The 21,524-nt window shown below is 60.2% G+C and carries 26 protein-coding genes; 17 read left to right on the forward strand and 9 right to left on the reverse strand.

Features of this window, described 5'->3' with window-relative positions; genetic code table 11:
- Positions 1 to 9: 9 nt before the first annotated feature.
- The 6 genes from trxA to arsJ all read left to right on the forward strand — a co-directional run bounded on the left by trxA (position 10) and on the right by arsJ (position 4,356).
- Positions 10 to 330: a thioredoxin gene (gene trxA, locus AC2FNA_RS13055; protein ID WP_011049545.1), complete on the forward strand. Its 321-nt coding sequence runs from the start codon at positions 10 to 12 to the stop codon at positions 328 to 330.
- Positions 331 to 417: 87 nt separating this feature from the next.
- Positions 418 to 768, forward strand: coding sequence for a Lin0512 family protein (locus tag AC2FNA_RS13060; RefSeq protein ID WP_496827170.1), 351 nt, complete (start codon positions 418 to 420; stop codon positions 766 to 768).
- Entirely contained in the window at positions 765 to 1,142 is a 378-nt protein-coding gene (locus AC2FNA_RS13065) for a Lin0512 family protein (protein ID WP_496827172.1), read from the forward strand. The genes AC2FNA_RS13060 and AC2FNA_RS13065 overlap by 4 nt, the downstream gene beginning before the upstream one ends.
- An 80-nt stretch (positions 1,143 to 1,222) precedes the next feature.
- On the forward strand, positions 1,223 to 2,053 hold the full coding sequence (locus tag AC2FNA_RS13070) for an arsenate reductase/protein-tyrosine-phosphatase family protein (protein WP_496827173.1): 831 nt from the start codon (positions 1,223 to 1,225) through the stop codon (positions 2,051 to 2,053).
- A gap of 33 nt (positions 2,054 to 2,086) precedes the next feature.
- Positions 2,087 to 3,085, forward strand: coding sequence for an ArsJ-associated glyceraldehyde-3-phosphate dehydrogenase (locus AC2FNA_RS13075; protein ID WP_496827174.1), 999 nt, complete (start codon positions 2,087 to 2,089; stop codon positions 3,083 to 3,085).
- Complete coding sequence (gene arsJ / locus AC2FNA_RS13080) at positions 3,082 to 4,356, forward strand: organoarsenical effux MFS transporter ArsJ (protein WP_496827175.1); 1,275 nt, start codon at positions 3,082 to 3,084, stop codon at positions 4,354 to 4,356. Before AC2FNA_RS13075 ends, arsJ begins: the two co-directional genes overlap by 4 nt.
- A 72-nt stretch (positions 4,357 to 4,428) precedes the next feature.
- Here the strand turns inward: arsJ and AC2FNA_RS13085 are convergent, their stop codons facing one another.
- Complete coding sequence (locus tag AC2FNA_RS13085; RefSeq protein WP_234139135.1) at positions 4,429 to 4,623, reverse strand: DUF1127 domain-containing protein; 195 nt, start codon at positions 4,621 to 4,623, stop codon at positions 4,429 to 4,431.
- Positions 4,624 to 4,818: 195 nt separating this feature from the next.
- Here AC2FNA_RS13085 and hslV point away from each other — a divergent pair, with 195 nt between their 5' ends.
- Entirely contained in the window at positions 4,819 to 5,376 is a 558-nt protein-coding gene (gene hslV, locus AC2FNA_RS13090) for an ATP-dependent protease subunit HslV (RefSeq protein ID WP_496827176.1), read from the forward strand.
- Between the two features lie 57 nt (positions 5,377 to 5,433).
- Here hslV and AC2FNA_RS13095 read toward each other — a convergent pair whose 3' ends face one another.
- Positions 5,434 to 5,823, reverse strand: coding sequence for a DM13 domain-containing protein (locus AC2FNA_RS13095; RefSeq protein ID WP_496827177.1), 390 nt, complete (start codon positions 5,821 to 5,823; stop codon positions 5,434 to 5,436).
- Between the two features lie 191 nt (positions 5,824 to 6,014).
- Between AC2FNA_RS13095 and hslU the strand changes: the two genes are divergently transcribed.
- Positions 6,015 to 7,322 (forward strand): ATP-dependent protease ATPase subunit HslU, encoded by a 1,308-nt coding sequence (gene hslU, locus AC2FNA_RS13100; RefSeq protein WP_496827179.1) that lies wholly within the window; start codon positions 6,015 to 6,017, stop codon positions 7,320 to 7,322.
- A 32-nt stretch (positions 7,323 to 7,354) separates the two neighbouring features.
- A complete protein-coding gene (locus AC2FNA_RS13105; protein WP_496827181.1) occupies positions 7,355 to 8,458 on the forward strand; it encodes an alpha/beta hydrolase in 1,104 nt (367 codons plus the stop codon).
- On the opposite strand, the gene AC2FNA_RS13110 is transcribed toward AC2FNA_RS13105, so the two are convergent.
- Genes AC2FNA_RS13110 through AC2FNA_RS13120 form a run of 3 tightly spaced genes read right to left on the reverse strand, consistent with a single transcriptional unit; the run spans position 8,455 to position 10,738 of the window.
- The gene (locus AC2FNA_RS13110) at positions 8,455 to 9,045 is read right to left on the reverse strand and encodes a Smr/MutS family protein (RefSeq protein WP_496827183.1); all 591 of its coding nucleotides are present in this window, start codon (positions 9,043 to 9,045) and stop codon (positions 8,455 to 8,457) included. The two genes, AC2FNA_RS13105 and AC2FNA_RS13110, sit on opposite strands and share 4 nt — an antisense overlap.
- Positions 9,045 to 10,085 (reverse strand): murein transglycosylase A, encoded by a 1,041-nt coding sequence (mltA, locus tag AC2FNA_RS13115; protein ID WP_496827185.1) that lies wholly within the window; start codon positions 10,083 to 10,085, stop codon positions 9,045 to 9,047. Before mltA ends, AC2FNA_RS13110 begins: the two co-directional genes overlap by 1 nt.
- Positions 10,082 to 10,738: a Tim44/TimA family putative adaptor protein gene (locus tag AC2FNA_RS13120; protein ID WP_496827187.1), complete on the reverse strand. Its 657-nt coding sequence runs from the start codon at positions 10,736 to 10,738 to the stop codon at positions 10,082 to 10,084. The genes mltA and AC2FNA_RS13120 overlap by 4 nt, the downstream gene beginning before the upstream one ends.
- 109 nt (positions 10,739 to 10,847) lie before the next feature.
- On the opposite strand from AC2FNA_RS13120, the gene AC2FNA_RS13125 reads away from it, so the two are divergent.
- A complete protein-coding gene (locus tag AC2FNA_RS13125) occupies positions 10,848 to 11,345 on the forward strand; it encodes an FxsA family protein (protein ID WP_496827189.1) in 498 nt (165 codons plus the stop codon).
- A 54-nt stretch (positions 11,346 to 11,399) separates the two neighbouring features.
- Positions 11,400 to 11,897, forward strand: a complete 498-nt coding sequence (gene secB, locus AC2FNA_RS13130) for a protein-export chaperone SecB (RefSeq protein ID WP_496827191.1) — start codon at positions 11,400 to 11,402, stop codon at positions 11,895 to 11,897.
- 24 nt (positions 11,898 to 11,921) lie between these two features.
- Here the strand turns inward: secB and dnaQ are convergent, their stop codons facing one another.
- From dnaQ to AC2FNA_RS13150, 4 genes are read right to left on the reverse strand one after another with little or no spacing between them, the layout of a single operon-like run.
- On the reverse strand, positions 11,922 to 12,647 hold the full coding sequence (dnaQ, locus tag AC2FNA_RS13135; RefSeq protein WP_496827193.1) for a DNA polymerase III subunit epsilon: 726 nt from the start codon (positions 12,645 to 12,647) through the stop codon (positions 11,922 to 11,924).
- On the reverse strand, positions 12,640 to 13,233 hold the full coding sequence (coaE, locus tag AC2FNA_RS13140) for a dephospho-CoA kinase (protein ID WP_496827195.1): 594 nt from the start codon (positions 13,231 to 13,233) through the stop codon (positions 12,640 to 12,642). The genes dnaQ and coaE overlap by 8 nt, the downstream gene beginning before the upstream one ends.
- Positions 13,230 to 14,063: a shikimate dehydrogenase gene (locus tag AC2FNA_RS13145; RefSeq protein WP_496827197.1), complete on the reverse strand. Its 834-nt coding sequence runs from the start codon at positions 14,061 to 14,063 to the stop codon at positions 13,230 to 13,232. The genes coaE and AC2FNA_RS13145 overlap by 4 nt, the downstream gene beginning before the upstream one ends.
- Positions 14,060 to 14,659, reverse strand: a complete 600-nt coding sequence (locus AC2FNA_RS13150) for a Maf family protein (protein WP_496827199.1) — start codon at positions 14,657 to 14,659, stop codon at positions 14,060 to 14,062. The genes AC2FNA_RS13145 and AC2FNA_RS13150 overlap by 4 nt, the downstream gene beginning before the upstream one ends.
- A gap of 412 nt (positions 14,660 to 15,071) precedes the next feature.
- Here AC2FNA_RS13150 and AC2FNA_RS13155 point away from each other — a divergent pair, with 412 nt between their 5' ends.
- The 6 genes from AC2FNA_RS13155 (at position 15,072) to AC2FNA_RS13180 (ending at position 21,524) form a co-directional block, all read left to right on the forward strand.
- Positions 15,072 to 15,521 (forward strand): CopD family protein, encoded by a 450-nt coding sequence (locus AC2FNA_RS13155; RefSeq protein WP_496827201.1) that lies wholly within the window; start codon positions 15,072 to 15,074, stop codon positions 15,519 to 15,521.
- A 125-nt stretch (positions 15,522 to 15,646) separates the two neighbouring features.
- Positions 15,647 to 16,918 (forward strand): transcription termination factor Rho, encoded by a 1,272-nt coding sequence (rho, locus tag AC2FNA_RS13160; RefSeq protein WP_496827203.1) that lies wholly within the window; start codon positions 15,647 to 15,649, stop codon positions 16,916 to 16,918.
- 31 nt (positions 16,919 to 16,949) lie between these two features.
- Complete coding sequence (mnmE, locus tag AC2FNA_RS13165) at positions 16,950 to 18,236, forward strand: tRNA uridine-5-carboxymethylaminomethyl(34) synthesis GTPase MnmE (protein ID WP_496827205.1); 1,287 nt, start codon at positions 16,950 to 16,952, stop codon at positions 18,234 to 18,236.
- A 12-nt stretch (positions 18,237 to 18,248) separates the two neighbouring features.
- The gene (gene mnmG / locus AC2FNA_RS13170; protein WP_496827207.1) at positions 18,249 to 20,117 is read left to right on the forward strand and encodes a tRNA uridine-5-carboxymethylaminomethyl(34) synthesis enzyme MnmG; all 1,869 of its coding nucleotides are present in this window, start codon (positions 18,249 to 18,251) and stop codon (positions 20,115 to 20,117) included.
- On the forward strand, positions 20,114 to 20,728 hold the full coding sequence (rsmG, locus tag AC2FNA_RS13175) for a 16S rRNA (guanine(527)-N(7))-methyltransferase RsmG (protein ID WP_234145349.1): 615 nt from the start codon (positions 20,114 to 20,116) through the stop codon (positions 20,726 to 20,728). Before mnmG ends, rsmG begins: the two co-directional genes overlap by 4 nt.
- A complete protein-coding gene (locus tag AC2FNA_RS13180) occupies positions 20,721 to 21,524 on the forward strand; it encodes a ParA family protein (protein ID WP_496827209.1) in 804 nt (267 codons plus the stop codon). The genes rsmG and AC2FNA_RS13180 overlap by 8 nt, the downstream gene beginning before the upstream one ends.

Here is a 21,524-nt window from a genome sequence, read left to right on the forward strand (position 1 = left end):
AGACAGACCATGTCCACCGTAGCCGTCACCGACGCAACCTTCGACGCCGAAGTCAAGAATTCGGACATCCCCGTAGTGGTGGATTTCTGGGCCGAATGGTGCGGCCCCTGCAAACAGATCGGCCCCGCCCTGGAAGAGTTGGCAACCGAATATGCCGGCAAGGTGAAGATCGCCAAAGTCGATGTGGACAGCAATCCCAATGCCGCCGCCGCGATGGGCGTTCGGGGTATTCCGGCCCTGTTCATCTTCAAGGACGGTCAGGTTGTGTCGAACCGCGCTGGTGCGGCGCCCAAGGCGGCACTGCAGAACTGGATCGACAGCTCGATCTGAGGCCGGTTTCACGGTATGAACCAAGAGGCGCCCCGTATCGGGCGCCTCTTTTTCGTTCCAATTCCGGGCGATGGCAGGAGAGGCAGAATGGCTAAGACGCGCGTATTGGTGGAATTCGGCATGGGCACGTCGCTCAGGCGCGAGGATTATACGGAGGCGGCGCTGCGCGCTCTCAAGGACGCGCTGTGGCACAACTCGGTCAACATGGCCGAGTTGTTCGGCTTTCCGAAAGAGGCGATGATCGTCGATGCAGAAATCGGCGTACAGCGACCTGAGGCCGTGGATACGGCCGCGCTTGCCGCCATCTTTCCCTATGGCCAGCCCAATATCACGGTCCGGCAAGGCGGGCTGGACATCGACAAGCCGCAGGGCGGCGGACGCACGGTCATCGCCAATGCGGCGGTGGTCGTTTCCTTTGACATGGAGGCGGCGGGATGAGCGATCATCGGATGATCCTTGAGATGGGCACCGGCAATGATCTCTATGGCCAGGACTATACCAAGGCGGCGCGGCGGGCGGTTCAGGACGCTCTGCACCATTCCTCGATCACGCTGATTTCGAAACTGGGGATCGATCACGGACAGATGCGGGTGCAGGTGACCATCGGTGTGCAGAGACCTGATCAGGTCGATTGCGAGGCCGTCGCCGCCGAACTGCCGCGCGGAGCTGCCACTGTGCGCGCGGTGCTGGGCGGGCTGGACGTGGCGGACCCGGATACCGGAACCCACCATGTCGTGGCAACTGCCGCGATCGAGGCGTTCCTGCCCTCCCTTGCGGGCAAATATCAGCTGATGCGGCACGATCCGGCCTGAGCGACCCTCAACCGGGCGTGAACAGGAGGGACAGCGCAAAGGGGCTTGCGCGAATCCTTTATTTCGATAAAACGCGAAATATGGAAATAACGATTCCCCTCCGCCTGTCCACCCTTGGGCATCCGCAACGGCTGGCCGTATTCCGCCTGCTGATGCGCCGCTATCCGGGACGCGTCGCCGCTGGTGAAATCGGCGCCGCACTGGATGTGAAGCCCAGCACATTATCGTCATATCTTTCTGCTTTGGTGCAGGTGGGGCTGGTGACCCAGACCCGCGAGGGCACTTCGCTGCTTTACCAGGTGGATATGGACGGGATGCGTGAGACGATGAACGCGCTGTTCCTGGATTGCTGCCGGGGTCGCCCTGAATTGTGCACGCCAACCGATCTCTCTCCTCTTGCGACGAGCCCACTCATGACCCACCCGACATACAATGTCCTGTTCATCTGCACCGGCAACTCCGCCCGCTCGATCTTTGCCGAGACCCTGCTGCGGGACGAAGGCGGTGACCGGTTCAACGTCTTTTCCGCCGGGACCAGGCCCTATTCCGAGCTGAACCCTCACGCGGTCGAGGTGCTGCGCGCCAAGGGTCATGACGTGACCGGATTGCGCGCCAAGAACATTGCCGAGTTCACCACCCCCGAGGCGCCAAAGTTCGATTTCGTCTTTACCGTCTGCGACCGCGCCGCAAACGAGGAATGCCCGGCCTGGCAGGGACAACCGATCTCGGCCCATTGGGGCATGCCTGACCCGGTCAAGGCCGAGGGTAATGACGCGCAGAAAAGCCTCGCCTTTCAGCAGGTCTATGGCACGCTGAAGAACCGCATTCAGGCCTTTGCCAACCTGCCTTTCGAGCAGCTTGACCGGATTTCCCTGCAACGCGCTGTCGATGATCTGGGCCGAGAGGCCTGACCCGATCCGACCTGTTTTCACAAAGGAATTATCATGACCGTTTACGCACTGAATGGACTTGGCCGTATGGGCAAGCTGGCCCTGAAACCGCTGCTGGAGCGCGGCGCAGAAATCGCCTGGATCAACGATGCGGTGGGCAGCCCCGAAATGTTCGCGCATCTGCTGGAATTCGACACGGTACATGGGCGCTGGCAGGCCGAATTCGGCTGGGATGACCAGTCGATCACCATCGACGGCACCCGCATTCCGGTCCACACCAGCCGCCGGATCGAGGACCTGCCGCTGAATGGGGTGGATGTGGTGATCGACTGTACGGGCGTCTTCAAGACCGAAGCGAAACTGGCCCCCTATTTCGATGCGGGCGTCAAAAAGGCGGTGGTCTCGGCCCCGGTCAAGGACGGCGATGCGGCAAACATCGTCTATGGCGTGAACCACGATATCTATGAGCCCGCGCGCCACCGGATCGTCACCGCCGCCAGCTGTACCACCAATTGCCTGGCGCCGGTGGTCAAGGTCCTGCACGAGGGGATCGGGATCAGGCATGGCTCGATCACCACGATCCATGATGTCACCAATACCCAGACCATCGTCGACCGCCCCGCCAAGGACCTGCGCCGGGCACGCTCGGCACTGAATTCGCTGATCCCCACCACCACCGGCAGCGCCACCGCGATCACGCTGATCTATCCCGAACTCAAGGGCAAGCTGAACGGCCATGCGGTGCGCGTGCCGTTGCTGAATGCCTCGATCACCGATTGCGTGTTCGAAGTCGCCCGCGACACCAGCGCCGAAGAGGTCAACGCGCTGTTCAAGGTCGCCGCCGAAGGGCCGCTGAACGGCATCCTGGGATATGAAGAGCGGCCGCTAGTCTCGGCCGATTATACCAATGATCCGCGATCCTCGATCGTGGATGCGCCTTCGACCATGGTGATCAATGGCACCCAGGTCAAAATCTATGCCTGGTATGACAATGAGATGGGCTATGCTCACCGGCTGGTGGATGTGGCCATCATGGTGGGTGACAGCCTGTGACCCGGGCCCCGTCCGAGCGCGGCGGGTTGTCGGCCTATGTCGCTGTCACCGCCGCCTATTGGACCTTTATGCTGACCGATGGCGCCCTGCGCATGCTGGTGCTGCTGCATTTCCACATGATGGGCTTCAGCCCGGTGCAACTGGCCTATCTATTTGTGCTCTACGAGGTCGCGGGCATGGTCACCAACCTGTCGGCGGGCTGGATCGCGGCGCGGTTCGGACTGGCGGCCACGCTCTATGCCGGGCTGGCGCTTCAGGTGGGCGCGCTGGTGGCCTTGTCGCAACTGGATCCGGGCTGGCAGATCACCACCTCGGTTGCCTTTGTCATGGTCGTGCAGGGCCTGTCAGGCGTGGCAAAGGACCTGGCCAAGATGTCCTCGAAATCGGCGGTCAAGCTGCTGGCCCCGAAAGAGGGTGACGGGCTGTTTCGCTGGGTCGCAGTGCTGACAGGCTCAAAGAACGCGGTCAAAGGAGTGGGGTTCCTTCTGGGCGCCGTGCTGCTTGGGTTCGCCGGATTCACTGCTGCAACACTGGGCATGGCGGCCATTCTGGCGGTGATCCTGCTGGCGGTGCTGATCGCTATGCCCCCCGGCCTGCCCAAGGGCCGCAAGGGCGCCAAGTTTTCCGAGGTCTTCTCCAAATCCGCCAATATCAACTGGCTCTCGGCGGCGCGGGTGTTTCTGTTCGGCGCCCGCGACGTGTGGTTCGTGGTCGGCATCCCGGTCTATTTCTATGCCGTCCTGTCCGATGGCAGCGAGGCGGGCAACCGCGCCGCGTTTTTCATCATCGGCGGGTTCATGGCAGGATGGATCGTGTTCTACGGCGCGATTCAGGCCTCGGCCCCGCGCCTGCTGCGCGCCGCATCGCGGGGCGAGGGTGATCTGATCGCTGCAGCCCGCAACTGGGCCGCGTGGCTGGCCCTCGTTCCGGCACTTCTGACGGGCGCGACCTTGATGGCCGGCGGGCCACAGCCCTGGCTGACGGTGGTTCTGGTATCGGGCCTGCTGGTGTTTGGTGCGCTTTTCGCCGTCAATTCCTCGCTGCATTCCTACCTGATCCTCGCCTTTTCCAAGGACGAGCGGGTCACCATGGATGTGGGATTCTACTACATGGCAAATGCGGCGGGGCGGCTGTTGGGTACACTGCTGTCCGGGCTGACCTATCAGCTGGGCGGGGTACCCGCCTGTCTGGGAACCGCAGCGGTGATGGTGGCGCTCAGCGCGCTGGCCGCCGGCCGGTTGCACACTGCACCGGCCCATAGCAGTACATGAACGATAGCCCGGAATAGAAAAAGCCGCCCGAAACACGAGCGGCCATTCTAACGTCGATCCGTGGGGATTGGATCAGATCTTGGCGATGTCGGCACGGGTCAGGCCGATATCGTCCAGCTGGGCGTCGGTCAGAACCGACAGCGCCTTGCGGGTGCGGCGCGAGTCGTTCCAGGATGCCACGGCCTCTTTCGCCGAGTAGAAGAAATCCACCACGCGGAGAACGGTGACTGCTCCGAGCGGCGCTGTGGTGCTGGTGGTATATGCCATTTGCGCGTTCCTTTGAATGAAACAGCCGACCCTGCGTCGGTTGTGAGGCTCATCTAGGGGATGGGTCCGAGTCTTACAAATGCCCGCTCGACAGCCCCGAAATGCAATCCGTGCATAACTTCTAGGCAGTATGCATAGCTTGCCCTTGCGCCCGCCACGGCCCATATACGGGCTCAACACAGGATGGAGGCAATCATGGCAGACGATCAATTCCCGGGCTGGCACGGCACCACGATCATCGGCGTCAAGAAAGGCGGCGAAGTGGTGATCGCGGGCGATGGTCAGGTCAGTCTGGGCCAGACCGTGATCAAGGGTACCGCTCGCAAGGTGCGGCGCCTGTCGCCGGGTGGCTATCACGTGGTCGCGGGGTTTGCCGGATCGACGGCGGATGCCTTTACCCTGCTCGAACGGCTAGAGGCCAAGCTGGAGGCGACCCCCGGGCAACTGGCCCGTGCCTCGGTCGAGCTGGCCAAGGATTGGCGCACCGACAAGTACCTGCAAAAGCTCGAGGCGATGCTGATCGTCAGCGACGGGCAGGACATGTTCGTGATCACCGGCGCAGGTGACGTGCTGGAGCCTGAGCATGACGTGGCCGCCATCGGGTCGGGCGGGAATTTCGCGCTGGCCGCCGCGCGGGCGATGATGGACAGCGACAAGAACGCCGAACAGGTGGCCCGCGCCGCCATGGCGATTGCCGCTGATATCTGCGTTTATACCAATGGCAACCTGACGGTTGAGACAATCTCTAAATAAGTGAGGCCGCGTCAAAGACGCGGCCTCGCGGGCGGAGAGAGTGAGTGGTGGCGCCCGTTAGTGAATCTTGGCAACGCCCAGCGGCACACCGGCGACGTCGCACCAGATGTAGACCTCGTTATAGGCGGAAACATCCCAAGTCGGCGGCACCGCATAACGCTGCTTTCCGGTCAGCGACAGCAGCGCACCCAGCTTGGTGTCCGGATCGTAGTGGCCGTCCTTGCCAAATGCGACGCGCGGATCCGGTCCGCCATCGAGAGAGAAATCGTCACCCAGTTCGACCACATAGCGTTCGCCGTCTTTCACCAGCTTCACCGAGCCGGAGGTGACATGGTTGGAACGGCCTTCGAACTGACCCTTGGCCCCGCCCGCAAAGGCGGCGGCGCCGGATGCGAGCGCTACGGCAGTTCCCGCGGCGGTGAGAAACAAAGAACGACGGGTGATCATGAGTGGTGAATTCCCTTGATTGGACTTAGCGTCTGATGCGCAAGACGAGAAATAAACCGGCGCCCGGTAGGCGGAAAGGTACCCTCACGCATAGCTGAAAGCACGTGTCCTGCGGTGAACGTCGCGTGACCGGCTTGTGTTTTCGGCCCCCATGCTTAGGTTCCGAGGCGACACAACGAGATTGAGAGCACATGACCGACCTGACCCCGCGCGAGATCGTCTCGGAGCTTGACCGTTTCATCATCGGACAGAAGGACGCCAAGCGCGCTGTTGCCGTGGCGCTGCGCAACCGCTGGCGGCGCAAGCAGCTGGCTGACGACCTGCGCGACGAGGTGTACCCGAAGAACATCCTGATGATCGGCCCCACTGGCGTGGGCAAGACCGAGATCAGCCGCCGCCTGGCGAAACTCGCGCGCGCACCTTTCATCAAGGTCGAGGCAACCAAGTTCACCGAGGTCGGCTATGTCGGGCGCGATGTGGAACAGATCATCCGTGACCTGGCCGATGCGGCCATCGTGCAAACCCGCGAATATATGCGGGACGAGGTGCGCGCCCGCGCTCACAAGGCGGCCGAGGATCGGGTGATCACCGCCATCGCCGGTGAGGACGCCCGCGAGGGTACGCGCGAGATGTTCCGCAAGAAGCTAAAGTCAGGCGAGCTGGACGACACCGTGATCGAGCTTGAGGTCGCCGACGGTTCGAACCCGATGTCGATGTTCGAAATCCCGGGCCAGCCCGGCGGCAATATGGGGATGATGAATCTGGGCGACCTGTTCGGCAAGGCCTTTGCCGGACGCACCACTCGCAAGAAACTGCGCGTCGCCGACAGCTATGAAATTCTGATCGGGGAAGAGGCCGACAAGCTACTGGATGACGAGTTGGTCAACAAGACCGCGCTGGAAGCGGTCGAGCAGAGCGGCATCGTGTTCCTGGACGAAATCGACAAGGTCTGCGCCCGCTCGGACGCGCGCGGCGCGGATGTCAGCCGCGAGGGGGTGCAGCGTGACCTGCTGCCGCTGATCGAGGGCACAACTGTCAGCACCAAATACGGGCCGATCAAGACCGACCATATCCTGTTCATCGCCAGCGGCGCCTTTCACATTGCCAAACCCAGCGACCTGCTGCCCGAATTGCAGGGGCGGCTGCCAATCCGGGTGGAGCTGCGCGCGCTGACCGAAGAGGATTTCGTACGCATCCTGACCGAGACCGACAATGCGCTGACCCGGCAATATACCGCGCTGATGGGTACCGAAAAGGTGACCGTCGCCTTTACCCCCGACGGTATCGCGGCGCTGGCCCGCATCGCCGCCGAGGTGAACCAGAGCGTCGAGAATATTGGCGCGCGGCGCCTTTATACGGTGATGGAACGCGTATTCGAGGAACTCTCCTTTACCGCGCCCGACCGTTCGGGCGAGGCGGTGACGGTGGACGCAGGGTTTGTCGATACGAATCTTGGAGAGCTGACACGTTCGACCGACCTGAGCCGGTACGTTCTGTAGCGGACAGGTCTTCGCCGGAACGAGGATCTGAGATGCGGTTTCGGGTTGCAATCATTCTGGGTGTGGCGCTGTTGTCGGGCTGTACCGACCGCAGCTATACGCCGATCACGCCCGAGGCGCTGGCGGTGGGCAGCCCCGCCACCATCTTTGCCGCGACCACCCGGGTGCAAAAGGGCGACGGCTCCTTTGGTCCGGACCGCGCCGAAAACCTGAGCCTGCTGGAACTGACCGTCTCGATCCCGCCCGACCGCCGACCCGGGCGGCTCGATTTCGGCTATGGCCGGGCCAACCCGGAAAAACAGTTCATCCTGGCGGGCCAGACGGTGTTCGACGGCCCCGAGGTGTTTCGCACCCGCTTAAAGCAAGAACTTGCGCGGCAACCGGCAGGAGAGCGCGAGCTGACGCTGTTCGTGCACGGTTTCAACTCGACCCAGACCGAAACCGCTTATCGGGCGGCCCAGCTGGCCCATGACATCGACATGTCCGGGTCACTGATGGTCTATTCCTGGCCCAGCAAGGGGCATGCACTGGGCTACGCCTATGACGCGGACAGCACGGTGTTTGCCCGCGACGGGCTGGAGACCGTGCTGCGCCAGCTGGGCGAACAGCGGATAGACCGGATCTCGGTTGTCGCCCATTCGATGGGCTCTTTCCTATTGATGGAGGCGTTGCGCCAGATCGAGATCGCCACTCCGGGCTGGTCCGCGCGTCATCTGGACGGGGTCATACTGATCTCGCCCGACTTGGATCTCGACGTGTTCCGCAGCCAGATGCGCAGGATCAAAACCGTGCCACAGCCCTTTGTTGTGATGGCTTCGGAAAAGGACAATGTGCTGAATTTGTCGCGACAACTGCGCGGCAAGCAAAGCAGCGAACGGCTGGGTCAGATCGGCTCGGCGGCGCTGATCACCGATCTGCCGGTCGCGGTAATCGATACTAGCCAGTTCTCGGACGAGGCTGAATCGGGCCATTTCGTCGCCGCCACCTCGCCCACGCTGCTGGCAATGATCGCCGAAGCACGCAACATGACGGAACTGTTCGAGGCAGGAAATGTGCCGCTGGAGCGCGCTTTTCCCGGCATCATCACCTATGCGCGTGACAACCTTGACGTGGTGATGGAAAACAACGACCGCTAACTTCGGCTGCGCCGGAGATAGACGTAATAGGCACCTTCGCCGCCGTGGCTGATATGGGCGGGTGTCACCTGGAGCACCGCCTGCGCCAATGGAGGTAGCGACAGCCATTGCGGCACCTGATGGCGCAGCACCCCACGCGGGGTGGGGATGGGTCCCGGCTCGTCGCGAAACTTGCCCTTGCCGGTCACCACCAGTACCAGCCGTTTGCCCTGGGCCTGGGCGCTCAGGATAAAGCGGGTCAGGGCAGGGTGGGCGGTATCGACGCGCATACCGTGCAGGTCGAGTTTTCCCTCGGGTTTCAGCTTGCCCCGGCGCATCCGGGTATAAGCCTTGGGATCCATCTGCACCGGCGTCCGCGACAACCGGTCTGTGACCGAGGGTGTCAGCACATGGCGTGCGGATTTGACGCGCGCCGCTTGACCTAGCTCGAAAGGTTCCAGCGACATCGGCAGCGGTTTGGTCGGTTTCGGTTTGGGCAGCGTCTGCGGGTGCACCCCGTCGACACGTTCCGGGTGCAGCCGGTCGGCCTGCCGGACGACCTTGCGCCAAAGGTCGATTTCATCCCGTGTCAGCTTTCTCCGGGTCATCAGTACCCATCCGGCAACAGGGCATAGGCGCGCTGTATCGGCAACAGAACCACCATGCGACCCGGATCGCGCAGCGTACCCGCCGCCTGTCCTGCCGCATCGCCAGTGCCAAAGAAGATATCGGCCCGCTGCGCCCCCTTGATGGCCGACCCGGTATCCTGCGCGATCATCAGTCGCCGCATCAGCCCGGCGCCGTTCTTTTCGACCCAGACCGGCGCACCTAGCGGCGTATAGGCGGGATCGACCGCGATCGAGCGCAGCGGCGTCACCGACCGGTTCATCGCCCCCACTGGCCCCAGATCCGAAGGCAGGTGCTTCAACTCGCGAAAGAAAACATAAGACGGGTTGTGATAGAGCAGCTCGGTCCCGGCGTCGGGGTTTCGCCGGACCCAGTTCTTGATCACCTGGGCGCTCACCTGATGGGCGGAATAGATGCCGCGCCGTACCAGTTCGACCCCGATCGACCGATAGGGATGCCCGTTCGCGCCGCCATATCCCAGCCGCACGGTTTGCCCATCCGGCAGGCGAATGCGGCCTGACCCCTGAATTTGCAGAAAGAACAGCTCGACCGGGTCATCGACCCAGGCAATCTCGAGTCCGCGATTGTCCATTACTCCGCTGGTCAGTATCTGGCGCCGATCCAGCCATGGATTGCTGGCGCGCGCCTCGGGCGGCATCTTGTAAACCGGATACCGATAGCGGGACGAAGGGAACCGGGCGCCCTCAAGTTCAGGTTCGAAATACCCGGTGAACAACGCATCCTGGCCATCCTCGATAAGAACGGGACGAAACAGCAGTTCAAAAAAACCACGCGCGGTCTCGTGCGTTGCCTCGCGCGCCATGGCGCACAGGCTGCGCCAATCGGGGTCATTGAACTGGTCGCAGGTGTTCAGAAAGGTGGTGAGCGCGGCAGCGTGATCGTCTTCTGCCCAGCCGTCCAGCTGGTCAAAGGAGAGAACGGTATGCGTAATCTCTGCCGCTCCGGCCGAGGCGGTCATAATGGCACCTGCCAGAACAGCCGACCGGAGCGCGCCAATCATGCGTCCGTAGCGACAAGCAGCCAGTTCGGATCATCGGTGCCCATGACGCGGGCAAAGGTCCAGACGTCCTTTTGCCGTTTAACCGTCGTGGGGCTACCTTCGACCACATCGCCGCCGCGATCACGGACAACCGAGGTCAGTTCGCCCACGAAACGCATGGTGATTTCGGCCCGGTTGCCGTCCTTATCGAAATGCACGTCCTGAATTGCGGTTTCCCGCACACCGACGAATTCCGCCTCGATCGTAAGACCCTGATCCTCGCGCGCTGCAACGACGCCGACAAAGGTTTCAAAGACGTCTTCGGCCAGAAACGGCTCGATCTCATCCAGGTTGCCACGCTCGAACCCCATTACGATCATCTCGTAGGCGCCGCGCGCACCCTGCACGAATTCACTGACCGAAAAAGCCGGTTCAATCCGTTTCATCGCCGCCAACGCCTGGGCTTGCGGGCTTTCCTCGGGAACATGGTCGGTGATGTCACGGTCGGGGCCGCCTTCGATCACCTCAAAATCGCGCCGCGCGCGGTTTTCCGGTTGCTTCGGCACCGGCGGTTTTTCGAACCCTTCACGGGTTCCAAGCACGCTTTTCAGGCGCAGAATCAGGAAAATGGCAATGCCGGCCAGCACAAGAAGCTGGATCAGGGGAGAGTTCATTATGTCCTCGGTCTCGGGCCAGAAACTTTGTAACCTGGGCTTAGAACCACTATGTAGGCAACGGTTGGGGGCAAGTCCACCATTGACCATAGGCGAAAGGACGCGCTGCATGTATCTGTTTCTGGCCTTCCTGCTGGTTCCGATCATCGAGATCGCCCTGTTCATACAAGTTGGCGGGTCGATCGGGCTGTTGCCGACCCTTGCCATCGTGGTGTTGACTGCGGTGCTGGGAACATGGCTGGTCCGGACCCAGGGTCGCATGGCGCTGGGCCAATTGAACCGTGCTTTCAACCAGTTGGACGACCCGACAGAGCCGCTGGCACATGGGGCGATGATTCTGTTTTCCGGTGCATTACTGTTGACGCCGGGGTTTTTCACCGATGCGTTGGGATTTGCGCTGCTGGTTCCGGCGGTGCGGGTCGCGGTCTATCGCTATCTGCGCGCGCGCGTTCAGGTCGCCAGCTTTCAGATGGGGCCGGGACCGGGAATGAGCCAGTCACATCATGACACCGGCGACGTGATCGACGGCGAATGGGAAGAGGTGCGTCCTCACCGTGAACAAGGAGCTGGCCCGTCCGGCTGGGTCGAGGGACCGGACCGGCATTGAGCCGGTCGCGCCAAGCTGTTAAGCAGTGGCGAATTTGTAAAGCCGGAGGATTTCATGGCCGAGACCGACGCCGCCGCTGCCCAGCAGCCGCCCCAGATCCAGATGCGTGTATTGGGTCAGTTCATTCGTGACATGTCGTTTGAAAACGTCATGGCACAGCGCGGCGCCTCGGGCGACGTGCAACCCGACGTCAATGTCCAGGTCAATCTGGATGCCAAGAAGCGCAGCACCGACAATCAGTACGAGGTTGCGATCAAGCTGAACATCACGTCCAAGGCCAAAGGCATGGACGATGTCCTGTTCGTGTTCGAGATCGACTATTGCGGTATCTTCCATGTCGAGGGCGTGGCGAACGAGCAGCTGCATCCGTTCCTGCTGATCGAATGCCCGCGGATGCTGTTCCCGTTCCTGCGCCGCATCGTCAGCGATATCACTCGCGACGGTGGCTATCCGCCGCTGAACCTCGACAATATCGACTTCATGGCGCTGTACCGCTCGGAGCTGGCCCGCCAGCAAGCAGCCGCGCAGGCCGAACAAAAGGCCGACGCCTGATCCGGAACGCGCGCCTGACTTGGGTCAGGCGCGTTTCCACACCGCATTTTCCCCCAGTTTCTCGACAAACTCGGCATGCGCCGCGCGCTCTGCCTCGGTGATGCGGGCGGGCAGGGGGGTTGGCCTTGGCGAGGGGCGCCAGGCGGTCTCTGCACCGGTGCCACCGCTGCTTGCCACAGTCGACAGTCCGAAATCGGGCTGCTTGCCGCCAATCAGCTCCAGATAGACCTCGGCCAATATCTCGGCATCCAGCAGTGCGCCGTGCAACACACGGTTCGAGTTGTCGATACCGAACCGGCGGCACAGAGCGTCCAGCGTGGCGGGCGAACCCGGAAATTTGCGCCGCGCCATGCCCAGCGTGTCGATGGCCCGATCGAACGGAATCTCGGGCAGGCCCATCCAGCGCAGTTCGGCATTCAGGAACTTCATGTCGAAGGACGCGTTGTGGATGACCAAATGGGAATCCGCCACGAAATCGCGAAACGCCTGACCAACCTTGGCAAAGACCGGCTTGTCCCGCAGGGTCACCTGGCCCGGTTCGGGCTGTTGCGGCGGCTCCAGGATGTCGGGTCCGATCCCGTGCACGCCAAATGCCTCGGCGGGCATCATCCGTTCGGGATTGATATACTGGTGATAAGTGTTGCCAGTGGCGATGTGGTTCCACAGTTCGACCGCGCCAATCTCGACAATACGATCGCCGGTTTCAGGGTCAAAGCCGGTGGTTTCGGTGTCGAGTACGATCTCACGCATGGCTGTTCCCCGCCCGTATCTGCCTGACGATATCTTGCACCTGCGCGCGGGCATGGTCCAGCGTGTCGGTCACGATCACAAAATCGGACCGCGCACATTTTTCTTCGTTCGGCATCTGTTTTGCCCGTATCTGTTCGAACTGCGCCTCGGTCATGGTGCCGCGCGCCATCACACGCGCCTTTTGCTCCTCGGGCGGGATCGAGACACAGGCGACCGCGTCCATCGCAGCCTCACCCCCGGTTTCGAACAGAAGCGGAATGTCAAAAACAAGGATATCCGCCGTTGTGCTATCACGAAACCGGGCGCGATCCTCGGCCACCAGCGGATGCACGATGGCCTCAATCCTTTTCAACGCCCGCGAATCCTGGGCGATGATCTGTTTCAGCGCCGAGCGGGAGATCGCATCGTCAATCACCGCCTCGGGAAAGGCCGCGCGCATCGGCGCAACGGCCGCGCCGCCGCTGGAATAGAGCCTGTGCACCGCCGCATCCGCATCCCACAGCGCGCAGCCTTCGTCCACGAACATCTGCGCCGTGGTGGATTTGCCCATGCCGATGGAGCCGGTAAGGCCAAGTCGAAATGTCATCTGAGCGCGGCCGCCCGTGTGGCCGCATCGACAACCGGTCGTTCGCCGAACCAGCGCTCGAATCCCGGCACCGCCTGATGCAACAGCATGCCCAACCCGTCGACCGTGGTGCATCCCATCTCTTCGGCCTCGGCCAGAAGACGTGTCTTGAGCGGCGCATAGACCAGATCGGTCACCACAGCATCCGCGCGCAACCCGTCCAGTGGCACCCGCAGCTCAGGCTTTCCGATCATCCCTAGAGACGTTGTGTTCACCACCAGGCGTGCGTCCTCGACCACGTTGCCGGCCTGAACCCAGTCCGCCACTGTGACCCGCTGGCCGAAATCATCCTTGAGCTTGTCGGCGCGCACGCGGGTCCGGTTGGTGACGATCACCTCGGGCACGCCGGCCTCGGCCAGGGCCGAGATCACGGCCCGTGCGGCACCGCCCGCGCCGAACACCACCGCGGGCCCTGATTTCGGGTCCCAGTCGGGGGCCCCGGCACGCAGGTTCTCCATAAACCCATAGCCATCGGTGTTGTCGGCAAGGATCCGCCCGTCTTCGCGAAAGATCAGCGTATTGACCGCGCCGATCAGCGTGGCGCGGTCGGTGATCTGATCGGCAACCGCCATCACCGCCTCCTTATGCGGAATGGTGATGTTGACACCCACGAACCCGGCCTTGGGCAGGGTACGCAGCACCTGCGCCAGATCCGACGGCGCTACATCCATCGGGATGTAATGGCCGTTGATGCCATAGGTCTTGAGCCAGTGGCCATGCAACCGGGGAGATTTCGAATGCGAAATCGGGTGGCCGATCACGCCAGCCAGCGGAATCCGGTTCTCGGTCATGTGTCAATCACTCCGCGCAACGCCAGAAAATTGAGCAGTTCCAACAGGGGCATACCCAAAACGTTAAAGTGGTCCCCGTCAATGGCTGAGAACAGGCGTACGCCCTCTTCCTCAAGCTTGTAGCCGCCGACGGCGTGGCGGATGCTGTCCCAGTTGCGCGTCACATAGCCGGTCAGATAGTTGTCGGACAGGACCCGCATCCTCAGCCGGACCTGCCCCACATGGCGCCAGACGGGTTGCCCGTTTTCGTAGATCACCGCCGCTGACAGCAGCATGTGCCGCTGACCGCTCATCTGTTGCAACTCGGCCAGAGCGGTCTCGGGGCTGTCGGGTTTCGACAACAGCCTGCCCTGGAAATCGAGCACCTGATCACATCCCAACACCATGGCGCCGGGATGCTTGTCGCTGATCTTGCGCGCCTTCATCTCGGCCAGGGCGTCGGCGATATCGCGCGGCGGTGCACCCTCGGCCAGCAGGGCTGCCTTTACCGATTCTTCATCGACGCGCGGTACATCCTTGGTAAAGGGGACGGCCGCGTTTTCCAGCAACTGGGCCCGGATGGTCGAACCGGATGCCAGGATGAGGGGGACAGTCATGTGGAAAACCCCGTGGGAAATCTGGTGATCGCTCTGGTACGGTTTTTCATGCTTTTCGGCTTGACGTGCAAGCCCGGGGAAAATGCAGAAATCTCACCCGAGTCGCCCGGGCTCCATCCAGTATGGACAAGGATAACCCTGGCTTGCGGGATAACCTTGGCTATACGCGCAGCTCCCCAGTATCTACCCGAATTTGTTCCTCTATGAGAAGTTTCTTAAGTATCTGTTTTTAAAGGATATAGGCAAAATTTTCCACAGGATCGCGGAACAAGGTAAAAACTTCCTCACATTGGGGAAAACCACTAGGAGAGAACATTTATCCACGAAAACAGGCCAGCCTACAAAACCATCAATCTTTCTTCTTTTCTTTTTTATTATTAGATACGAGGCCAAGACCCCGAAGAGAGACATGATGACCGACCTGCTGTTCACCTTGTACCCATGGGTCAAATCCCTACACATCATGGCCGTGATCAGCTGGATGGCCGGTCTGTTCTATCTGCCCCGGCTCTTTGTCTATCACGTCGAAAAGGCTGAGAAGGTGCAGGAGGCACCGGCGATCTTCCACGAGATGGAAGAGAAGCTGATCCGCGTGATCATGCGCCCGGCGATGATCGTGTCCTGGGTCTGTGGTCTGATCATGGTTCTGACGCCCGGAATCGTCGACTGGGGCGAGGTCTGGCCCTGGACCAAGGGTGCGTCCGTCATTGCGATGACCTGGTTCCACGGATGGCTCAACGCGCGCCGTCGCGCGTTCCTGTCAGGGCAAAACCGATTGACCGGGCGCCAGTACCGGATGATGAACGAGGTGCCGACACTGCTGATGGTGGTGATCGTGCTGTCGGTGATCGTGAAATTCTGATCCCCCTTTGACTCTGCCTGCCAGCGCGCTTATCTAGGGGTCAACGCGCCCGTCCGGGCATCCGTGTCTCCTGTTCACATATTCCGTTCTAGCGCCGCCACAGGGCGGCAGAGGGTCCGTATACGATGACGATCGAATCCCTGAATCTTGCCGATCTCAAGGCAAAGAGCCCCAAGGACCTGCTGTCCATGGCCGAGGAACTGGAGATCGAAAACGCCTCGACCATGCGCAAGGGCGAGATGATGTTCCAGATTCTGCGCGAGCGCGCGGATGAGGGATGGACCATCGGCGGCGATGGCGTGCTTGAGGTGCTACAGGACGGCTTTGGGTTCCTGCGCTCTCCCGAGGCGAACTATCTGCCGGGTCCCGATGACATCTATGTCTCGCCCGACATGATCCGCCAGTATTCCTTGCGTACCGGTGACACGGTCGAGGGTGAGATCAAGGCGCCTGACGACAACGAGCGCTATTTTGCACTGACCAATGTCACCAAGATCAATTTCGAAGATCCCGAAAAGGCGCGGCACAAGATCGCGTTCGACAACCTGACGCCGCTTTACCCGGATGAGCGGCTGAAGATGGAGATTGAGGATCCGACCATCAAGGACCGCTCGGCCCGGGTGATCGACCTGGTCGCGCCGATCGGCAAGGGGCAGCGTTCGCTGATCGTGGCGCCGCCGCGGACAGGTAAGACCGTGATCCTGCAAAACATCGCCCACTCGATCGAGAAGAACCATCCGGAGTGCTATCTGATCGTTCTGCTGATCGACGAACGCCCCGAAGAAGTCACCGACATGCAGCGTTCGGTCAAGGGGGAGGTGGTGTCTTCGACCTTTGACGAACCGGCCGCGCGTCACGTGGCGGTGTCGGAAATGGTGATCGAAAAGGCCAAGCGTCTGGTCGAACATAAACGAGATGTTGTTATCCTTCTTGACTCTATAACAAGACTTGGTAGGGCCTTCAATACTGTGGTGCCGTCCTCGGGGAAGGTCTTGACCGGTGGTGTGGATGCTAATGCGTTGCAGCGGCCCAAGCGGTTCTTTGGTGCGGCCAGGAATATCGAAGAGGGTGGATCGTTGACCATCATCGCCACCGCGCTGATCGATACCGGCAGCCGGATGGACGAAGTAATCTTTGAAGAGTTCAAGGGTACCGGTAACTCCGAACTCGTGCTGGATCGGAAAATCGCCGACAAGCGGGTATTCCCGGCTATCGACATCCTGAAATCCGGCACCCGGAAAGAGGATCTGTTGGTTGACAAGAGTGATCTGCAAAAGACTTTTGTCCTGCGACGGATCCTCAATCCTATGGGCACAACCGATGCGATCGAGTTCCTGCTGTCTAAGCTGAAACAGACCAAGACAAACGGCGAATTCTTCGATTCGATGAATACCTGATCCGGTATCCCAGCAGCGCGAGGGCAAGGATATGGACACGATTTTTGCCTTGGCCACGGCGCAGGGCAAGGCGGGTGTTGCAGTCATCCGCCTGTCCGGTCCGCGTGCCTTTCAAGCGGCCAACCTTCTTGCAGGATCTGATCTGCCGGCGCGCGGTTTGTCTGTGCGACAGTTGAGGGACACCCGTGGCGTGCCTTTGGATGCTGGTGTTGTGTTGACCTTTGCGGCGCCTGCCAGTTTCACTGGCGAGGATGTTGTCGAATTCCAAATCCACGGTAGCCTTGCAACAACGGAAGCTGTCTTGCGATGCCTTGGTGACCTGGACGGTTTGCGCTTGGCTGAGCCTGGAGAATTCACCCGGCGTGCACTGGAAAACGGCAAGATGACCTTGCCGCAGGTCGAAGGGCTTGCCGATCTTATTGATGCTGAAACCGAGGCGCAGCGCAAACAGGCACAGGCGATCTTGTCAGGAGCCTTGGGTCAGCTGGCAGAGAGTTGGCGCGCAAAGCTGATTCGCGCCGCAGCCCTGTTGGAAGCGGTGATTGACTTTGCCGATGAAGAGGTACCAACAGACGTCAGCCCCGAGGTGCGGGAACTGTTGACAAAGGTGCGTTCGGATCTCGAACGAGAGATTGCCGGGGTTCGCATAGCCGAGCGTATTCGTACGGGTTTCGAAGTTGCGATCATCGGTCCGCCGAATGCTGGAAAGTCTACCTTGTTGAACATGTTGGCGGGTCGAGAGGCGGCGCTCACGTCAGAAGTGGCGGGCACCACCCGCGACGTGATCGAGGTTCGGATGGACTTGAGTGGTTTGCCGGTCACTCTGCTCGATACAGCGGGTCTGCGCGAAACCGGCGATCTGGTCGAAGGGATGGGCATCGCCTTGGCTCGCCGTCGTGCAGATCGGGCCGACCTGCGCGTATTCTTGACCGAGGATATCGCCGCTATGGGCGTGACGCGGCGGCCCGGCGATTTGCACGTCTTGCCGAAAGCCGATCAGAGGCCGACCGCGGAAAACGCGGTGTCGGGTGTTACGGGGCAGGGGGTGGATCAACTGGTCCAACAAATATCGACAGTACTCAAGACCCGCTCTGCGAGTGCTGGGATAGCCACCCGTGAACGTCACCGCGTTGCGATGAAATCGGCATTGGATGCTTTGGAGCGCACTGGTGCTGTTCTGGAATCAGGTCCGGACCTGTATGATATTGCCGCAGAAGAGCTGCGAACAGCTATTCGTGCGTTGGAGTCGTTGGTCGGACGCATAGGTGTGGAAACCTTGTTGGACGAAATCTTTGCGTCCTTCTGCCTTGGTAAATAAGGAGTGTTTCACGTGAAACATTCGGATTTTGATGTCTTGGTAATCGGAGCCGGGCATGCCGGTGCCGAAGCAGCGCATGCCGCCGCGCGCATGGGAATGCGGACGGCACTGGTTTCCTTGTCCGAACGTGATATCGGCGTGATGTCCTGTAATCCCGCCATTGGTGGACTAGGCAAGGGTCATCTCGTGCGCGAGATCGATGCGTTGGATGGCGTTATGGGGCGCGTGGCGGACAAGGCGGGGATCCAGTTTCGACTGTTGAACCGTCGCAAGGGACCCGCAGTTCAAGGGCCACGGGCGCAAGCTGACCGCAAGCTTTATCGCCTCGCGATGCAAGAGGAGACACGCAATCGTTCCTGTTTGACCCTTATTGAGGGTGAGGTAACCGACTTTCGGATGCTGGGAAATCGCGTCGCTGGTGTTGTCCTGGCAGATGGATCAGAGATTTCGTCAAAAGCTGTGATTCTGACCTCGGGAACATTCTTGCGAGGGATCATTCACATCGGGGATGTCTCACGACCCGGTGGGCGAATGGGAGATCGACCTTCGGTGCCCTTGGCCGAGCGCCTCGCTGGTTTTGATCTGCGAATGGGGCGACTCAAGACAGGGACACCGCCACGCCTTGATGGTCGTTCGATCGACTGGTCGATATTGGAAAGACAGGATGGAGACGAGGAGCCTGTGTTGTTCTCCTTTCTCTCCAAAGGTGTTTTCGCCCGCCAGATCGCTTGCGGAATTACGCATACCAATTCCCGAACCCACGACATCATCCGCGATAACTTGAACCGTTCCGCGATGTACGGGGGTCATATTGAGGGGGTCGGTCCCAGGTACTGCCCATCGATCGAGGACAAAATTGTACGCTTCTCCGAGAAGGAATCGCATCAGATATTCTTGGAACCCGAAGGGTTGGAGGATCACACGGTCTATCCGAACGGTATCTCGACATCTCTGCCGGAGGATGTTCAAGAGAGTTACGTCCGCTCAATTCGCGGTCTGGAGAATGTCGAAATTCTTCAACCAGGCTATGCGATCGAATACGACTATGTTGATCCTCGTGCTTTGACTTCTCAGCTTTCGCTACCTGATGTGCCTGGCCTGTATCTGGCTGGTCAAATAAATGGGACAACCGGTTACGAAGAGGCTGCCGCTCAGGGTTTGGTGGCCGGGTTGAATGCGGCAACGATGATTCTCGGCCGTGATCCAGTCCCTTTCAGCCGAGCGAATAGCTATATCGGCGTGATGATTGACGACCTTACAACTCGCGGTGTGGCTGAACCTTACCGCATGTTCACTTCTCGGGCCGAATTTCGGTTGTCATTGCGGGCGGATAACGCCGATCAACGGCTGACCCCAATAGGAATTGACGTTGGTTGTGTCGGAGAGCTTCGGCGCAAGGCTTTTGCACTGAAGTCCGAGAAGCTCGCCAAGGTCACTGCAATTCTCCAGGAGAGTAGCTTTACCCCCAAGGAAATCGCTGAGGCTGGCATCACTATCAGCCAGGATGGGAATCGGCGAAACGGCCTTGCGGTGCTTGCTTTTCCTGATGTCGGTTTCGCGGAGCTTACATCTTTGATACCCGAACTTGCTGATATTGATGAAGAGACACGGTCTCAGGTTGAGCGCGACGCGCTCTACGCGAACTATATCGCCCGGCAAGAGCGCGATGTCCAAGCAATGAAGCGAGACGAGGCGCTCGTGATTCCCGCAGATTTCGACTTTCTGGTACTTGATGGGCTGTCGAATGAGTTAAAGCAAAAACTAACTTCGGCACGTCCTGAGAATATCGCTCAGGCGGGGCGGGTTGAGGGGATGACGCCAGCGGCGCTTGCTTTGATCCTGGCCCATCTGCGAAAGATCGACAAGGTACGCACCGCATGACAACCCACAACGCGGAAAGCTTGAATGTTTCACGTGAAACATTCGACCGGCTGTCGATCTTTGCCGAGCTGGTGAAAAAGTGGAATCCGCGCATCAATCTGGTTTCCAAACGCAGCCTGGATGACCTCTGGACGCGCCATATCATCGATTCAATCCAGGTGTTTCGCAATGCACCAGTTGGTGGGCTTTGGGTTGATCTGGGAAGCGGTGGGGGATTTCCCGGCATGATCTGCGCAATTCTCGGGGCCGAGGAGATGCCGGATACACGATTTATCTGCGTAGAAAGCGACCAGAGAAAGTCCGCGTTTCTTCGCAGTGCTGCCAGAGAGTGCGGTGTGAACTGCCAAGTAATCTCACAGCGTATCGAAGTATTGGATCCCCTTAACGCAGATATCCTTTCTGCCCGTGCTCTGACCGATCTGACAGGGTTGCTGGGTTTTGCCGAGAGGCACCTGAAATCCGGCGGAACTGCGCTGTTCCCCAAGGGCGCCAACTGGAAAAAAGAGATGCAAGAGGCCGCGAAGCAATGGAATTTCTCCTATGACGCGGTTACTAGTTTAACCGAGCCCCAGGCCGTTCTTTTGAAGATAACAGGAGTCACGCGTGTCTGATCTTTCCCGTCCAGTCGGACCCCGGATCATAGCGGTCGCCAACCAGAAAGGCGGTGTGGGAAAGACGACAACAGCCATCAACCTTGCTGCAGCGCTGGTCGAAGCGGGCCAGCGCGTTCTTGTGGTCGACCTCGATCCACAAGGGAATGCATCGACCGGGTTGGGCGTGGATGAACGTGACCTGACGACCTATGAGTTGCTGGTGGATGATGCGCCACTGAATTCCGTTATCCAAGAAACCAACATCGAAGGACTTGCGATCGTTCCGGCGACAGTCGATCTCAGCTCGGCGGATATTGAATTGATCTCGAACGAGAAACGAAGCTTCCTGCTTCATGATGCACTGCGTCAGACAGCAATGGATGCCTACTTGTGGGACTATATCCTGATCGATTGCCCGCCGTCGCTGAACCTGTTGACGGTCAATGCAATGGTCGCCGCGCATTCCGTATTGGTACCGTTGCAGAGTGAATTCTTTGCGCTGGAGGGGTTGTCGCAACTGATGCTGACCATCCGCGAGGTGCGTCAGGCGGCGAACCCCAATCTGCGGATCGAGGGTATCGTGCTGACCATGTACGACCGCCGCAACAACCTGTCGCAGCAGGTCGAAAAGGATGCGCGCGACAATCTGGGTGATCTGGTGTTCGAGACCAAGATACCGCGCAATGTGCGAGTCAGCGAGGCGCCATCTTTTGCAATGCCCGTGCTTAGCTATGATCCGAACTCTCTGGGCGCGTTGGCTTATCGTGACCTGGCTGCCGAATTGATGAAGAAACATAAAAAGATCGCCGCCTGA

The sequence above is a fragment of the Ruegeria sp. YKSD163 genome (assembly GCF_059612905.1).

Excerpts from the sequence above, each read along its gene's own strand:
- trxA (WP_011049545.1), top strand. The coding sequence starts at position 10 with ATGTCCACCGTAGCCGTCACCGACGCAACCTTCGACGCCGAAGTCAAG.
- AC2FNA_RS13060 (WP_496827170.1), top strand. The coding sequence starts at position 418 with ATGGCTAAGACGCGCGTATTGGTGGAATTCGGCATGGGCACGTCGCTC.
- AC2FNA_RS13065 (WP_496827172.1), top strand. The coding sequence starts at position 765 with ATGAGCGATCATCGGATGATCCTTGAGATGGGCACCGGCAATGATCTC.
- AC2FNA_RS13070 (WP_496827173.1), top strand. The coding sequence starts at position 1,223 with ATGGAAATAACGATTCCCCTCCGCCTGTCCACCCTTGGGCATCCGCAA.
- AC2FNA_RS13075 (WP_496827174.1), top strand. The coding sequence starts at position 2,087 with ATGACCGTTTACGCACTGAATGGACTTGGCCGTATGGGCAAGCTGGCC.
- AC2FNA_RS13085 (WP_234139135.1), bottom strand. The coding sequence starts at position 4,623 with ATGGCATATACCACCAGCACCACAGCGCCGCTCGGAGCAGTCACCGTT.
- hslV (WP_496827176.1), top strand. The coding sequence starts at position 4,819 with ATGGCAGACGATCAATTCCCGGGCTGGCACGGCACCACGATCATCGGC.
- AC2FNA_RS13095 (WP_496827177.1), bottom strand. The coding sequence starts at position 5,823 with ATGATCACCCGTCGTTCTTTGTTTCTCACCGCCGCGGGAACTGCCGTA.
- hslU (WP_496827179.1), top strand. The coding sequence starts at position 6,015 with ATGACCGACCTGACCCCGCGCGAGATCGTCTCGGAGCTTGACCGTTTC.
- AC2FNA_RS13105 (WP_496827181.1), top strand. The coding sequence starts at position 7,355 with ATGCGGTTTCGGGTTGCAATCATTCTGGGTGTGGCGCTGTTGTCGGGC.
- AC2FNA_RS13110 (WP_496827183.1), bottom strand. The coding sequence starts at position 9,045 with ATGACCCGGAGAAAGCTGACACGGGATGAAATCGACCTTTGGCGCAAG.
- mltA (WP_496827185.1), bottom strand. The coding sequence starts at position 10,085 with ATGATTGGCGCGCTCCGGTCGGCTGTTCTGGCAGGTGCCATTATGACC.
- AC2FNA_RS13120 (WP_496827187.1), bottom strand. The coding sequence starts at position 10,738 with ATGAACTCTCCCCTGATCCAGCTTCTTGTGCTGGCCGGCATTGCCATT.
- AC2FNA_RS13125 (WP_496827189.1), top strand. The coding sequence starts at position 10,848 with ATGTATCTGTTTCTGGCCTTCCTGCTGGTTCCGATCATCGAGATCGCC.
- secB (WP_496827191.1), top strand. The coding sequence starts at position 11,400 with ATGGCCGAGACCGACGCCGCCGCTGCCCAGCAGCCGCCCCAGATCCAG.
- dnaQ (WP_496827193.1), bottom strand. The coding sequence starts at position 12,647 with ATGCGTGAGATCGTACTCGACACCGAAACCACCGGCTTTGACCCTGAA.
- coaE (WP_496827195.1), bottom strand. The coding sequence starts at position 13,233 with ATGACATTTCGACTTGGCCTTACCGGCTCCATCGGCATGGGCAAATCC.
- AC2FNA_RS13145 (WP_496827197.1), bottom strand. The coding sequence starts at position 14,063 with ATGACCGAGAACCGGATTCCGCTGGCTGGCGTGATCGGCCACCCGATT.
- AC2FNA_RS13150 (WP_496827199.1), bottom strand. The coding sequence starts at position 14,659 with ATGACTGTCCCCCTCATCCTGGCATCCGGTTCGACCATCCGGGCCCAG.
- AC2FNA_RS13155 (WP_496827201.1), top strand. The coding sequence starts at position 15,072 with ATGACCGACCTGCTGTTCACCTTGTACCCATGGGTCAAATCCCTACAC.
- rho (WP_496827203.1), top strand. The coding sequence starts at position 15,647 with ATGACGATCGAATCCCTGAATCTTGCCGATCTCAAGGCAAAGAGCCCC.
- mnmE (WP_496827205.1), top strand. The coding sequence starts at position 16,950 with ATGGACACGATTTTTGCCTTGGCCACGGCGCAGGGCAAGGCGGGTGTT.
- rsmG (WP_234145349.1), top strand. The coding sequence starts at position 20,114 with ATGACAACCCACAACGCGGAAAGCTTGAATGTTTCACGTGAAACATTC.